The following is a 14246-nucleotide window of genomic DNA, read 5'->3' as shown; positions in this document are numbered from 1 at the left end:
GAATGAGGGATGGTGCCGCGCATACTGATGCGATGAGCGGGCGTTCCCCTTACCGGATTCTGGCCGATTGCGGGCAGTTATCGGCGCGTTGGCAAATGGCGCCAGGCGGCCATCACTTGCGCCGTTTCGATTTCATCCACGCGGCGAATCGCGGGTAATCCACCCAGTACCTTTACCGCGTTATCGTTGCTGCCGCGCGGCGCCCATTGCGACGGCAGGCGCGAACCAAACAGCACCACCAGCGGACAACCCATGGCCGCGGCCAAATGCGCGGGACCGGTATCGACCGAGACCATGCTGTGCGCCACTTCAAGTAGCGCCCGCAACCGGCCTAACGGCAAATCGCTGGCCGCCACTGAAACCGCGGCATGAGCGGCCGCCTGCTGAATCGAATCCAGATAGCGGGCCTCGGCCGGCGCGCCGCATAACATCACCCGCACGCCGGGCAGGTGGTCGATGATCGAACGCGCCAGCGCCGCCCAACGCGAGGTCGGCCAGGATTTATCGTCGTCATCGGCGTGGCGTACGCCATTCCAGCGCATGGTGCGTTTGTTCGCTGGCTGCAACAGCACCAGCGGCCTGTCATTCAGACCGCGCGCATACAACCAGGCGTCACAGTCACTGCGCTCAGCCGCACTGGCGAGCAATTGCGGCGCAGCGCGCACGGAAGCTACTTTCTTGCCATGCGTTTCGCGGAAAGCGGCCGGCGTCGCCTCGCCGAAGCGCACCAGCCAATCGGCCCAATGCTCGTCCTGCTGCGAGGGCATGTCTTCGATGAAGACGCAATGCTCGGCGGGAATGCCGGCCAACGCCAGCATCGGGCGCACCTTGGTCCGCGTACGCAGATCCGGCTCGCAAATGTAAAACGGTGCCTCGCGCATGCGCCGCAGTGCGAGGGCCGCACGCAGGCGCAACGGGCTCATCCATAAAGGCCGGTGTTGAGTGCGAAAGGTAATCACCCTGGACACATCGCGCTGCCCGGCATAAAGCGCTGGCGGCCAGCCTCCCAATGCCAGCAAGCGGCAGGGCCGGCCGTATCGCAGATGTAATTTGTGCAGCAGCGGCTGCAACAAAACCGTGTCGCCAAGTCGACCGAAACGGATCACCACGGGGCTGAGAGCAGTATTTACAGCATTTGCAGCTGAGCTAGACGGAACTTGTGCGAATGCCATGTCATGCATAGGGTCGATGCTATATCAGCCGGTTTAGCCGGCGAAGTGTCCACTAACGGTCAAGCCGGCCGATTGGTGTACAGACTCTGGCAACCCCGCCATCCGCAACGGCAGTTGCTGCCATGCAGCAACGACTTGCTCCAGGCTGATCGCGTCCACCCGATGGCTAAGCGGCGGCCCGCCCAGCACCGTCACCGCGCTTTCACAAGCACTGCGCGGTGTCCATTGCACCGGCGAGCCCGAGCCGAACAAAACCACTAACGGGCAGCCCACCGCAGCGGCCATATGCGCCGGCCCGGTATCCACCGAAATCATGCTGTGCGCTACCGCTAACAAGGCCTTTAAGCGCCCCAACGGCAATTCACCAGCGACCGTGATGACGGCCGGGTCGTGACTGCTTTTGCGTATGGTTTCCAGGTAAGCCGCTTCCGCCGGTGAGCCGCATAGCAACACGCGCGCACCCGGTAAGCGCTCAAGCACTGCTCGCGCCAACCCCGCCCAGTACTCGACCGGCCAGGATTTATCGTCGTCATCGGCTTGGCGTACGCCGTTCCAGCGCATGGTGCGCTTGTTCGCCGGCTGCAACAGCACCAGCGGATGACCATGTAAGCCGCGGGCATCCAGCCAATGCTCGCAATCCGCACACTCGGTTGCGCAAACATGTAATCGCGGCGCCGCCACCGCCGCCGCCTGGGGCGCACTCATCGCCGCAAATGCCTTAGGCGTCTGCCTGCCGAATGCCAGCAAACGGTCGACCCAATGCATCTCGCGCAGCAACGGCATGTCGGTAATAAACACGCAGTGATCGTCGGGGATACCGGCCAAGGCCAGCATGCCTCGCAGCGACAACACCGCACGGCAACGCTGCATGCTTAACAACAACGGCCGGTGCGCCGCCTTCAGCGCAATCACTTCGCACACTTCCGGCTGCTTGGCGTACAACGGCGCGGGCCACGAGCCCACTGCGAGCAAGCGGCACGGCATGCCATAGCGCCGATGCAGCTCTTGCAGTAAAGGCTGTAAAAGCAACACGTCGCCAAGGCGACCGAAGCGGATCACCACCGGACTATGCGTGATTGACATCGACATCCCCGGATGAATTGCGCTGAATACAGCGCCATGTATGGCTGATTTCGCTTACCGCACGCTTTGCCGCGCCAGCCGATTTGCATCCGCTGGCAAGCATGCGATTACTTACGAATTCGTGCGCAATTTTTTACGCTACGCCAAGCCCCTTCAGCCGCATCCAGCCGCCTTGCGCACAGCCTACAACGAGCCAGTAGCGCGCGTTGTTACAACGCGTGCTCAACCTTGATCGGATAGCGGTTCGGGTGTGGATTGTTCACGGTCGCGTTCTGCACTGGGTTCGTCATCCGCGTCGAACAAATGCAGCAAATCGTTCATCGACTCCTGGGTGGTTTGCACCATGCGCGTTTCGTCATCGAAAACCAGATACTGCGCTTTCAATACTTTGACGTCGTGCTGCCGAAACCGCTCCACCCGATCAGCCGCCATTTCGCTCGAAAGGCCTAGCGCCTCGAGCGTCTTGCGGGTCATCTTGAGACTGGAATGAAACGTCTCGCGAACGGGTTCGTCCACACCCAGGTCCATCAGCTTGAAGCTGTGCTGGCGATTACGCGCCCGCGCAATCAATTTCAGATGGGGATACTGGCGCCGCACCAACCGCGCGATGCGCAGATTGGCTTCGGGATCATCGGTCGCCAGCACGAAGACTTCCGCCCGGTCCGCTTGCGCGGCGCGCAGCATGTCGGGACGTGCCGGATCGCCGAAAAAGATCGAGGTATTGCTGCGCTGAGCATCGAAGCGGCGCAGCGTATCCATCTGCTCCACCGACGACTCCAACGCCACGAAGGGTATGTGCTGCGCGCGCAGCACGCGACCGACAATCTGTCCCATGCGACCGAATCCGGCGATGATGACGCGCGGCGTTTCAGTGTCGATCTGATCGTATTCGCGAGTCGACTTCTTCGCCTTCATATCGAATAGCTTGGCCGTCAGCATCACCAGCAACGGCGTTAACGCCATCGACAAGGTAATCGCCAGCACCAGCAAGCTGTGCTGCGACAGATTGATCAAGCCCTGCTCGCTGGCCTGCTTGAGCACCACGAAAGCAAACTCGCCGCCGCAGGCCAGCAGCACCGCCAGACGCAACGCATCGGCGCGGCTGAGTGAGCCCACGATGCGCCCCAGCGGCCATAGCAGCACGCCCTTCACCAGCAACACCGCCAACACCAAGGCCGCGACTTGCAACGGTTGATGCAAGAGCAGAGACACATCCATCGACATGCCGACGCTGATAAAAAACAGGCCCAGCAGCAGGCCCTTGAACGGCTCCAGATGCGATTCCAGTTCGTGCCGGTATTCCGAATCGGCCAGCAGTACGCCAGCCAGAAACGCGCCCAGCGTCGACGACACGCCGACCAGCTCCATCAACCAAGCCGTACCCATCACCACCATCAACGCCGTGGCAGTGGAAACCTCGACCGCCTTGGCGCGTGCGACAAACCGAAACACCGGCCGCAGCAGATAACGCCCACCCACCACCACCGCAACAATCGCGCCGACCGTGCGCAGACCTTGCTGTAAATCGAAACCATGCGGCGAGTCGGAGCTGGCCAGCAGCGGCACGGCGGCAATCAGCGGGATCGCCGCCAGGTCCTGAAACAGCAAGATGGCAAAGGCTTGCCGCCCATAGGCCGAGCCCGCCTCTTTGCGCTCGGCCAGAATCTGCAAACCGAAGGCGGTCGACGACAAGGCCAGGCAGCCGCCGATAATCGCCGCCGCGTGCACCGTCAGCCCAAAAAAGTAATAGCTGGCGATACCGATCACCAGGCTGCAGCTGAGCACCTGCAACATGCCGGTGCCGAAAACCGCACGCCGCATCACCCATAAACGCTGCGGCGAAAGCTCCAGGCCGATCACGAACAACATCAGCACGACGCCGAACTCGGAGATCGTGGCGACACCGGCGGTGTCGCCCACCAGCCCCAGCAACTGCGGACCGATGATGACCCCGGCAATCAAATAGCCGAGCACCGACCCCAGCCGGAAACGCTTGGTCAACGGCACGGCAATCACCGTGGCCAGCAAGAACACCAGCGCCGTCTGTAGAAAATGATGATTGTCCATGCGCTCGCGGCTCGACTCGTAGTAGGGCGATTATTTCACGCGCACGCGGCTCAACGAACGCCACGCGCCAGCTTATGTCGCAGCGTCCATCATCATCGATGGGCAAGCCCGGCGAACTGATGCAAGCCCTGCAGCATGATCTCTTCCAGCCGGGCGATCGCGGCAGCCGGCTCCGCTTCGGCACGATGCAGATGCAAACCCAGCGTGGACATCAACGGAAGCTCGGCCTCATACGGAGCCAATGGGCGCACATGAGCGGGCAGGCCAATGGGGGTGCGCAACGCCACCCCCAAACCCGCCGCCACCGCGGCCCAGATGCCCGCCAGGCTGGCACTGGTAAAGGCGATCCGCCACGGAATGCCGGCGCGGTCGAGCGCATCGATAGCGGCCGTACGCAAGATGCACGGCGCTTCCAGGGTCACCAGCGGCAGCGGTTCGCCACTGTCGCGCTGCCACTGGCCCGCTGACTGAGCCGGTCCGATCCAGCACATCGCCACCTCGCCGAGGTGCTGTACCTGCGGCAAGCCATGGCCGGCATCCCAGGCCAGCGCCAGATCCAGCCGTCCCGAACTGACCCGATCGAGCAACTCCGTATTGCGGGCGATGCGCGCCTCGATCCGCACCTTGGGGTGAGCCCGTGCGAAACGTCCCAAGACCTCCGGCAGCAGCACTTCGCCAAAATCTTCCTGCATGCCCAGGCGAATCCAGCCCTCCAGTTCGCCGCCATGAATCGCTGCCGCGGCCTCGTCGTTAAGCTCAAGCAGGCGGCGCGCATAAGTCAGCATGATTTCACCGGCCTCGGTCAGCGCCATGCCGCGGCCCAGCCGCCGCAGAATCGGCGTACCGGCCTGCTCCTCCAGCTTTTTCAGCTGCGCGCTTACCGCTGAGGTAGAGCGACCCAGCCGATCGGCGGCCTTGGCAAAACTGCCCAGCTCCATGCCCAGCGCAAAGCTGCGCAGCACATCCAGATCGAAGGTTACCCGGCGCATGGCAATCATCCCGATTTTATGAATTGAATATTCTATATTTCCCGATTTTCAGGATCGAATTGTCCGGTTACTGTAGCCAGCGTCAAGACCTCAGGAAGAACCCCGATGAGCACCAACGCAGCAACCGGCCAACAAGCCATGGGCGACCTGGCCCCCAAACTGGCAGAGCTGACCGACCAGGTTTTGTTTGGCGATGTCTGGCAACGTCCGGGCCTGGCCCCGCGCGATCGCAGCCTGGCCACCGTGGCAACGCTGATTGCCCTGAACCGCACCGAGCAACTGCCTTTTCACCTGCGCCGCGCACGGGATAACGGCATCAGCCAGGACGAACTGGTCGAGCTGATCACCCACCTGGCTTTTTATGCGGGCTGGCCGGCAGCGGTATCCGCGCTCAACGTGCTGCGCACGCTGATTGCCGAGCAGGAGTGAGCGCGACATGATCGCCATGCAATACAGCTTTGTGCTGCCAGCCGACTACGACATGAGCATCATCCGGCAACGCATTGCCAGCAAGGGCCATTTGCTGGACGGCTTTCCCAAGCTGCGCTTCAAGGCCTACCTCAGTGCCGACCGCAACAGGCCCACATTGCCCACGCGCGACAATTTGTATGCGCCGTTCTATCTCTGGGACGACAGCGAAGGCATGAACGCGTTTCTCGGCAGCGAGACGTTCGCCGCGCTCACCCAGGCCTTCGGCTGGCCGTCGATACAAACCTGGTCGGTGTGGCAGGCCAAGCTGTCACCGGATCTATCCAAGGCGGTCTGCGCCACGCGTGAAATCACCGCGATACCGGCATATACCTCGCTCGATGAACTTCGCCGCCAAGAAAACGAAGTCGCGCAGCGTGATGTATCGCAGGGCGCCCTCGCCACGGTGACGGCCTTCGAACCGACCCGTTGGTCGCTGTTGCGCTTTCGCCTGTGGGCTGAACCACGTGCCGGCCTCGCCCGCGAAGACCGGCAGCTATACGAGGTCGGCCACCTATCCCTGCCTGCCGTCACGGGCTGATTGCCCGCTCAACCAGCACACCTCAAGGAAAACCCCATGCCTCTCGTCCGTATCGCCCTGCGCCGTGGCAAATCGCCGAAGTATCTTGCCGGCTTGCGCAACGGCATTTACCGCGCCATGCGCGAAACATTTAACGTGCCCGAGAACGACCGCTTCATCTTGATCAGCCAGCACGACGCCGAGGAATTCGACTACGACCCCAGTTATATGGACATCGCGCGCGGTGATGATCTGGTCATCGTGCAAATCGCCTGCAACAACTCACGCACGGTGGAGCAAAAGCAGGCGCTATACCGGCGTATGGCCGAAGTGCTCGCCGTCGATCCGGGTCTGCGCCCTGAGGACCTCTTCATCAACTTGCTGGAAACCGGAAAAGAGAACTGGTCCTTCGGCAACGGCATCGCGCAGTACGTGTAAGCCGCGTAACGCCGGCCCACAAGCCACCGTTTCACCGCATACAAGGCACGGCTCAGCGCAAAGCATGCGGCGCTGAGCCGTACCGCAACCCCTGACGCGGCCGGGCTTGTGCCATCTGCAACAAGCATGGCGCCACCGCGAAGTGCGCGCAGGCTGCAGGCCTCTTGGCAACCGTTTCTGGCACACTTCGGCGGCACATGCCCGTAGCCAGATTGCAGAGAAGAACATGAAGCCATCGTCGCGGCGGTGCTCGGCAAGACCAGGGTCGATGCCGGCATGAAAGCCCCCGCACCCGCCGACAGCCGCGTGGCTTTACCGCCGTTCTGGTTGCCGATACTGGCTGGCCTGCCGGTCACTCTATGTATGGCGGTGATGGCCTTGCCCGACCTCGGCCATGGGCATGCCGGCGCATATCGCGCGCTTTACGCGGTGGCCTATGTGATCTGGACGATACCGCTGACCGCCTTGCAACGCGGCCTGTGGCGACGGCACATGCCATGGTGGTTGGCGATTCTCGTCTTGCTCTCGTTGACCTACCTGTTATCCCTGGTCAACAGCGTGATCGCGCAGCGGATGGCCGTTGCCTGGGGTCAATTGCCATCGTTTCTCTGGTCGCGGATTTTCAGTGGCCTGGACGGCTGCTGGCTGGCGCTGATCGCCTTCTGCGCGATTCATGCCGTCATCGCGTATTACTTCGAACTCAAGCACGAACAGCAACGGGTGCTGATGGCCACCTCGCTTGCCCGCGATGCCGAACTGCGCGCGCTGCGCTACCAGCTGCATCCGCATTTTCTGTTCAATACCTTGAATGCCATCTCGAGCTTGGTGGTCGAGGGGCGCTCGCGCGACGCCACCCGCATGATTGCCCGGCTGGGGGATTTTCTCCGCGCCACCCTGGAGGGCGGCGACAACCACGAGGTGGCACTCGCCGATGAGTTGTCACTGACCGAGCATTATCTGGATATCGAAAAAGCCAGGCTGGGATCGCGACTTAGCATCGGCATGCAGATCGGCCCGGATTCGCTGCACGCCCTGGTGCCTTATCTATTGCTGCAGCCGCTGGTCGAAAATGCCATTCGCCACGGCATCGCGCAACGGCGCGAACCTGGACGGATAGATCTTCATATCAGCCGCATGCAAGACCGACTGCAGCTACGCATACGCAACGACGGTGCGAGCACAAACTCCGGGCAAAGTCAGCGCGAGCATCGCCCCTCGGCCATCGGCTTGCGCAACGTGCGCGAACGACTGGAAAAACTCTATCCCAGCGATTACCACATGGCCTACGGACCCACCGATGACGGCGGTTATGCCGTCAGCATCGAGCTGCCGTTCCGGCCCGGCTTGGCTGCGTCGACGACGGTACAGGCGCTAGCGCCATGACGTCCGGCGGCATCTTGCGTGTGCTCGTCGTTGACGACGAGCCACTCGCTCGAAGTGGCGTGTGCACACGGCTGGCCAGCCATGCCGACATGCAAGTCATCGGTGAGTGCGGCGACGGCGAGTCGGCGGTGGCCGCCATGCTGGCGCAAACACCTGACCTGGTTTTCATGGATGTGCAGATGCCGGGGATCAGCGGGCTGGAAGCGCTGGGCACGCTATCGCCACAGCAACGCCCAATGGCGATTCTGCTGACCGCTTACGATCAGTTCGCCATACGCGCTTTTGAAATTCATGCGCTCGATTACCTGCTCAAGCCGATCGACGACGATCGCTTTGGCGAAGCGCTGGACCGCGCACGGCAAACGCACGCCAACCGCCACCACCCACGCACGAGCACCGGCGTCGACGCCTGGCTGGCCGCCCGCACCGATGCTCCCGCCTACGCCAGTCGATTTACCGTGCGTACCGGCAACCGGATCAGCTTTGTCGATGTGGCGCAGATCGACTGGATCGAAGCGACCGGTGACTATGCCGGCCTGCATGTCGGCAACAAGTTGCACCTGCTGCGCGAAACCCTGCATCAGCTGGCTGGCCGGCTCGACCCCTTGCGGTTTGTGCGGATCCACCGATCGACCATTGTCTGCATCGAGCGGATTGCCGAACTGCAAGCGCTGTCCAACCGCGATGTGCTGCTGCGGCTGCGCGATGGCACGCCCCTGCGCGCCAGCCGCACCTACGTCGAAGCCCTGCATGGCCGGATAAAAGCCATAAATGCTCTCGTCATCGCCGCTAAAGTGACGCGTACGGCTGGCATGAGCCTTGTCGCCGCCGATCCATTCAAGTCCTCGATCTACGACCCTATGCAAGGGAATGCAATGCAGCGCCTGCCCGGCCTCGATCTATTGCGCGCCATCGCCATCGTCTGGGTGATGTTGTTTCACTCGTACATCGTCGGCGGCATCGGCGAACGCTTTGCGATGCTGCAGAACTACGGCTGGATGGGCGTCGATTTGTTCTTCGTGCTCAGTGGTTATCTGATCGGCTCACAATTGCTCAAGCCGCTGAGCCGCGGTGAGCCACTGTCTTTTACCGACTTTTATCTGCGTCGCGCCTTCCGCGTGCTGCCTGTGTTGTGGCTGATGCTGGCCTTGTACTTCATGTGGCCCGCATGTCGCGAGGCAGCGGGGATCCAGCCGCTGTGGCAGTTCCTCACCTTCACGCTCAATTTTTTGATCGACTACCAACACAACAAGGCGTTCTCGCACCTGTGGTCGCTATGCGTCGAGGAGCATTTCTATCTGCTGTTTCCGTGGCTGGCCTGGTGGCTGACACGGCGCCCCTCCACCGCCAGATTCATCGCCATCTGCGTCGCCCTGGTCATCACCGGTATGGCCCTACGCGGCTATGTCTGGCAGTACAGCATGGCGCCGGTGCGTGACCTGGATGACGGGCGTTTCGGGTTGCGCTTTGTCGAAGGCATTTATTACCCCACCTATACCCGTCTTGATGGCCTGCTCGCCGGGGTGGTCCTGGCCACCATCAAAGCCTATCGACCGCTACTTTGGGCGCACCTTCAAGCCAACGCCAATCGCTTGATGCTGGGTGGCTTGGCCGTGGTCGCCGCGGCGATCTGGCTGTTTCAGGACCGCACCGGCTTCTGGCCTTCGGTGCTGGGCTACCCCCTGCTTTCGACTGGCCTTGCCTTGCTGGTGGCCGCGGCCAGCAGCGCCCAGGGCTTGCTCGGCACCGTGCGCGTGCCGGGGGCCGGCTGGATCGCGCTGATCTCCTACAGCCTGTATCTCAGCCATAAGATTGTCTTTCATCTGGTTGAAAGCACCTTTGCCGCATCCCTCGAAGGACACGGCGCACTCGCGTTTGCCACCTATGCCGTCGCCACACTCAGTGTGGGCAGCTTGCTGTACCTAGTGCTGGAGCGACCCTTTCTGCGCCTGCGGGAGCGGTTTAGCGGTAGCCGCGCGACAAGGCAAATACAGCCACCGCTCAAGCCAACCCTGCTGCCCGTGGGCGAGCGGGAATAGCCGCTACTCCCCGCGCAACCAGCGTGCCGCGTCGATCGCGAAGTAGCTAAGAATCGCATCGGCACCGGCGCGCTTCATCGCGGTGAGCGACTCCAGCACCACCGCGCGCTCGTCCAGCCAGCCATTGAGTGAGGCAGCCTTGATCATCGCGTACTCGCCGCTGACCTGATAGACAAACGTCGGCACGCCGAAACTGTCTTTCACGCGCCGCACGATATCCAGATACGGCAGGCCCGGCTTCACCATCACTGCATCGGCACCTTCGGTGATGTCCAGTTCGATCTCGCGCAACGCTTCGTCGCTGTTGCCGACGTCCATCTGATAGGTGTGCTTGTTGCCCTTGCCCAGATTGGCGGCCGAACCCACCGCATCGCGAAACGGGCCGTAGAACGCCGAGGCGTACTTGGCCGAGTAAGCGAGAATGCGGGTGTGGATATAGCCGGCCTCTTCCAGCGCATCGCGGATCGCGCCGATGCGCCCGTCCATCATGTCCGACGGGGCGACGAAATCCATGCCGGCCTCAGCCTGGGCCAATGACATTTTGATCAAGGCCTCGACCGTGGGCTCGTTCATCACATAGCCGTGCTCGTCAATCAAGCCGTCCTGGCCGTGCGTGGTGTAAGGATCGAGTGCGACGTCGCCGATCAGGCCCAGCTCGGGGTATTTCGCTTTCAGTTCGCGCGTTGCCCGCTGCATCAGCGCCTGCGGGTTCCATGCTTCGCGGGCGTCTTCGGTTTTTACCGCGGGGTCCGGCGATGGAAACAACGCCAGCGCCGGAATGCCCAGCCGCACGCACTCCCCGGCCAGCTTGAGCAACTCGTCGATCGAGAGCCGATCCACCCCTGGCATCGACGGCACCGGCTCGCGCTGCCCTTCGCCCTCGATCACAAACGCCACCATGATCAGATCGCTGCTGAGCAAGGTGTGCTCGCGCATCAAGGCGCGGGAGAAAGCATCGCGGCGCATGCATGAACGCGTAACGTTCGAAACATCGCATCGATACGCTGCTCAGCGCATCCTGCATCCCACTCGCCAAGAGAGCCCGTCATGAACGAACGCACTCACTGGAAACTGCCAGCCGATGCCCGCTACCTCGGCCCGCACGATCCTCACGCCTCGCTGGCGGTGACCGTGGTTTTGCGCCGCAAGGGCAAATCGCCCTCCGCCGCGGCGTGGCCGCAGCCACCGTCCTGGCAGCGCGAAACCTACGCCGCGCACTACGGCGCCGACCCGGCCGACGTGGAAAGCCTGCGCGGCTTCGCGCGCGAACACGGGCTGCAGGAAACCGCCTGCCATGTGTCGCATCGCACGCTGCATTTGCAAGGTTCGGTACAGGCCTTGCAACGCGCCTTCGGTGTGGAGCTAGGGCATTACCAGCGCGCCGATGGCAGCCAGTTCACCGCCAGTGCGCAGGCACCGAGCCTGCCGACGGCCTTGTCGCCGGCAGTGATGGCCGTGCTGGGCCTGGATCTGCGGCCGATTGCCCGAGCGCAATTTCGTAAACCCCAGGCGCAGCCGAGCACCAGCTACACGCCACCGCAACTGGGTCAGCTCTACCAGTTTCCCGCCAACACCGATGGCAGTGGCCAGACCATCGCTTTGATCGAGCTGGGCGGCGGCTATAGCAGCGCCGATCTGCAGCACTACTTCAGCGGGCTGGGCATCGCTACGCCCTCGTTGAGTGCGGTGTCGGTCGATGGCGGTAAAAGCCAACCGGGAGGCCAGGCCGACGGCGAGGTGATGCTGGATATCGAAGTCGCCGGTGCACTCGCCGCCGGAGCCAAGCTGGTGGTGTACTTCGCACCGAACACCGATCAAGGTTTCTACAACGCCATCTCGCACGCCGCGCATGACACCACCTACAAGCCATCGATTATTTCGATTAGCTGGGGCGGCCCCGAAAGCAACTGGAGCACACAGTCGCTCGCTGCGATGCAGGCCGCCTTGCAAGACGCCGCCGCAGTGGGCGTCACCGTCATCGTCGCCGCCGGCGACGATGGTTCCAGCGATGGCGTCAGCGGTGGTCAGCCGCATGTGGATTTCCCCTCCTCCAGCCCGTACGCGCTGGCTTGCGGCGGCACCCGGCTGAAGGCCAGCAACGGGCATATTCAAAGCGAAGTGGTATGGAACGAAACCGCGGCGAATGAAGGCGCCAGCGGTGGCGGCGTCAGCGTCGATTTCCCGCTGCCGGCCTTCCAGGCCAAGGTCAACGTGCCAACGGCCACGAATGGTTATGCCGGTCGCGGCGTACCCGATGTGGCCGGCAATGCCGATCCGCTGACCGGTTATCAAGTGCGGGTGGACGGCAAGGACCAGGTCATCGGCGGCACCAGTGCGGTGGCACCCTTGTGGGCCGCCCTCATCGCCCGCTTGAACCAGCAACTCGGCAGCGCGCTGGGTGACCCGCATGCGGCTTTTTATCAAATCGGCAGCGCGCCGTTTCGCGATATCACCCAGGGCAATAACGGCAGCTATCAGGCAGCGGTCGGCTGGGACCCGTGCACCGGCCTGGGCAGCCCCAACGGTCAGGCCTTGCTCAACGCACTCATCGCATTGAAAGGCAACGCGAAATGCGAAGCCCAGTTGCCCCTGCTGCGACAACATCGCACGACGATGCGCCCATGCCGGCAACGCCCATTGCGATGGGGGCAGATCTTCCAGGCTGGATCGACCCAACGAACGCCCACGGCTTCATGGCAACAGTCAGCTGATTCATGCCGGCGCCTTATGGCATCGCCCAGCGCGGGTCGATCGACCTTAGGCTGGACCGCTGCGCCACTTCAACAGCCCAATGCACGTACTCAGGCTCGCGCGCCAGCTCCGCCGACTTGAATGCGCAAGCCTTGCTCTGCATCGAAAAAATGCAATCGCTCGGGCTGAAAGCCGATATGGATGGTGCTTCCCGGTGTCGGCAAAAGACGTGGCGGTGTGCGTGAGACCAGCGCCAGATCGCCGTAACGCAAGTTGAGAAAGACTTCATTGCCGACCGGCTCAAGCACTTCGAGTTGTGCGCTGAGCAACGCGCCATCGGCGTTTTCGCGCGGCTGTAAATCCTCGGGGCGTAAGCCGAGCACGATCTCCCGGCCGCGCCATGCTTCCAGCGCTTTGGCTTGCGGCGGTTCGCCAAGCTGCAACACGCCTTGCGCCGTCATCAATTGGAAGCCGTTGTCGAGCTGCAGCGTGCCGCGCAGCAGGTTCATGGCCGGGCTGCCGAGAAAACCCGCGACGAATACATTGGCCGGATGATCGTAGAGATTCATCGGCGTATCGATTTGCTGGATCACCCCGCCGTTGAGTACCACGATGCGTTGGCCCAAGGTCATCGCTTCGATCTGGTCGTGGGTGACGTAAATCATCGTGGCCTTGAGCTGGCGATGCAGCCGCGCGATTTCTACCCGCATCGACAAGCGCAGTTTGGCGTCGAGATTGGACAGCGGCTCATCCAGCAAAAACACTTTGGGGTCACGCACCAAGGCACGGCCCAGGGCAACCCGCTGACGCTGGCCGCCGGACAACGCGGCGGGGCGCGAATCCAGCCGCTGCTCCAGCTCCAGCGTTTGCGCAGCCTCGCGCACCCGACGCTCGATCTCGGCCTTGGGCTGGCCGCGCAGGCGCAGGCCAAAGCCCAGGTTTTCGGCCACCGTCATATGCGGATACAGCGCGTAGTTCTGAAACACCATGGCGATGTCGCGATCCTTCGGCGCCACCTCATTGACCACGCGGCCGTCGATGCTCAGGCTGCCACCGCTAATGGCTTCCAGCCCGGCAATCATCCGCAGCAAGGTGGTCTTGCCGCAGCCCGAGGGCCCGACCAGCACCAGCAATTCGCCGTCGGCGATCTCGAAGCTGGCATCGTCGACGCCGACATGGCCGTTCGGGTAGACCTTGCGCAGCTTGTCGAGGCGGACACTGGCCATGCATACATCTCCTGTGGCCTAGCCGTGGGCTCAGCCATGGTGTTGGGAATCTCGATAGTAGGCCCAAGCCCACCCATGACCCCGCAGGCACGAAACCGGCTGCACAAGCGAGAACAATCGGATATTCTCTCAATGTAAACGTTTACATCAAGCCGCGATGCGGCATTGGG

General features: G+C 62.5%; 12 protein-coding genes and 1 pseudogene. 7 read left to right on the top strand and 6 right to left on the bottom strand.

The features are described 5' to 3' along the window. Positions 1–77: 77 nt before the first annotated feature. The 4 genes from OUZ52_RS01470 to OUZ52_RS01455 all read right to left on the bottom strand — a co-directional run bounded on the left by OUZ52_RS01470 (position 78) and on the right by OUZ52_RS01455 (position 5311). On the bottom strand, positions 78–1109 hold the full coding sequence (locus OUZ52_RS01470) for a glycosyltransferase family 9 protein (RefSeq protein WP_266156526.1): 1032 nt from the start codon (positions 1107–1109) through the stop codon (positions 78–80). A 96-nt stretch (positions 1110–1205) separates the two neighbouring features. After that, positions 1206–2255 carry a glycosyltransferase family 9 protein gene (locus OUZ52_RS01465; RefSeq protein ID WP_266156525.1) on the bottom strand — a complete coding sequence of 350 codons (1050 nt, stop codon included), beginning with the start codon at positions 2253–2255 and terminating at the stop codon, positions 1206–1208. A 222-nt stretch (positions 2256–2477) separates the two neighbouring features. After that, positions 2478–4322: a monovalent cation:proton antiporter-2 (CPA2) family protein gene (locus OUZ52_RS01460; RefSeq protein ID WP_266156524.1), complete on the bottom strand. Its 1845-nt coding sequence runs from the start codon at positions 4320–4322 to the stop codon at positions 2478–2480. A 92-nt stretch (positions 4323–4414) separates the two neighbouring features. After that, the gene (locus OUZ52_RS01455; protein ID WP_266156523.1) at positions 4415–5311 is read right to left on the bottom strand and encodes a LysR substrate-binding domain-containing protein; all 897 of its coding nucleotides are present in this window, start codon (positions 5309–5311) and stop codon (positions 4415–4417) included. A 105-nt stretch (positions 5312–5416) separates the two neighbouring features. Between OUZ52_RS01455 and OUZ52_RS01450 the strand changes: the two genes are divergently transcribed. The 6 genes and pseudogenes from OUZ52_RS01450 to OUZ52_RS01425 all read left to right on the top strand — a co-directional run bounded on the left by OUZ52_RS01450 (position 5417) and on the right by OUZ52_RS01425 (position 10159). Beyond that, on the top strand, positions 5417–5740 hold the full coding sequence (locus OUZ52_RS01450) for a carboxymuconolactone decarboxylase family protein (protein ID WP_266156522.1): 324 nt from the start codon (positions 5417–5419) through the stop codon (positions 5738–5740). A 7-nt stretch (positions 5741–5747) separates the two neighbouring features. Beyond that, positions 5748–6320: a DUF4865 family protein gene (locus OUZ52_RS01445; RefSeq protein WP_266156521.1), complete on the top strand. Its 573-nt coding sequence runs from the start codon at positions 5748–5750 to the stop codon at positions 6318–6320. A 36-nt stretch (positions 6321–6356) separates the two neighbouring features. After that, the gene (locus tag OUZ52_RS01440) at positions 6357–6737 is read left to right on the top strand and encodes a tautomerase family protein (RefSeq protein ID WP_266156520.1); all 381 of its coding nucleotides are present in this window, start codon (positions 6357–6359) and stop codon (positions 6735–6737) included. Positions 6738–7013: 276 nt separating this feature from the next. Next, positions 7014–8120: a sensor histidine kinase gene (locus tag OUZ52_RS01435; RefSeq protein WP_266156519.1), complete on the top strand. Its 1107-nt coding sequence runs from the start codon at positions 7014–7016 to the stop codon at positions 8118–8120. Further along, a pseudogene (locus OUZ52_RS01430) lies at positions 8117–8863 on the top strand (LytR/AlgR family response regulator transcription factor); the annotation flags it as partial. The gene OUZ52_RS01435 and the pseudogene OUZ52_RS01430, both read left to right, overlap by 4 nt. 132 nt (positions 8864–8995) lie before the next feature. After that, a complete protein-coding gene (locus OUZ52_RS01425; protein WP_266156555.1) occupies positions 8996–10159 on the top strand; it encodes an acyltransferase family protein in 1164 nt (387 codons plus the stop codon). A 3-nt stretch (positions 10160–10162) separates the two neighbouring features. Here OUZ52_RS01425 and hemB read toward each other — a convergent pair whose 3' ends face one another. Beyond that, on the bottom strand, positions 10163–11125 hold the full coding sequence (hemB, locus tag OUZ52_RS01420; RefSeq protein WP_266156518.1) for a porphobilinogen synthase: 963 nt from the start codon (positions 11123–11125) through the stop codon (positions 10163–10165). A gap of 81 nt (positions 11126–11206) precedes the next feature. Between hemB and OUZ52_RS01415 the strand changes: the two genes are divergently transcribed. Beyond that, entirely contained in the window at positions 11207–12991 is a 1785-nt protein-coding gene (locus OUZ52_RS01415) for a S53 family peptidase (protein ID WP_266156517.1), read from the top strand. On the opposite strand, the gene OUZ52_RS01410 is transcribed toward OUZ52_RS01415, so the two are convergent. Next, the gene (locus OUZ52_RS01410; protein ID WP_266156516.1) at positions 12961–14076 is read right to left on the bottom strand and encodes an ABC transporter ATP-binding protein; all 1116 of its coding nucleotides are present in this window, start codon (positions 14074–14076) and stop codon (positions 12961–12963) included. The two genes, OUZ52_RS01415 and OUZ52_RS01410, sit on opposite strands and share 31 nt — an antisense overlap. Positions 14077–14246 lie beyond the last annotated feature (170 nt).

Origin of the sequence: Dyella silvatica (assembly GCF_026283955.1) — a bacterium.
GTDB classification, from domain to species: domain Bacteria; phylum Pseudomonadota; class Gammaproteobacteria; order Xanthomonadales; family Rhodanobacteraceae; genus Dyella_C; species Dyella_C silvatica.
The sequence above is the reverse complement of the archived record's forward strand: the minus strand, read 5'-3'. Positions and strand labels throughout refer to the sequence as shown.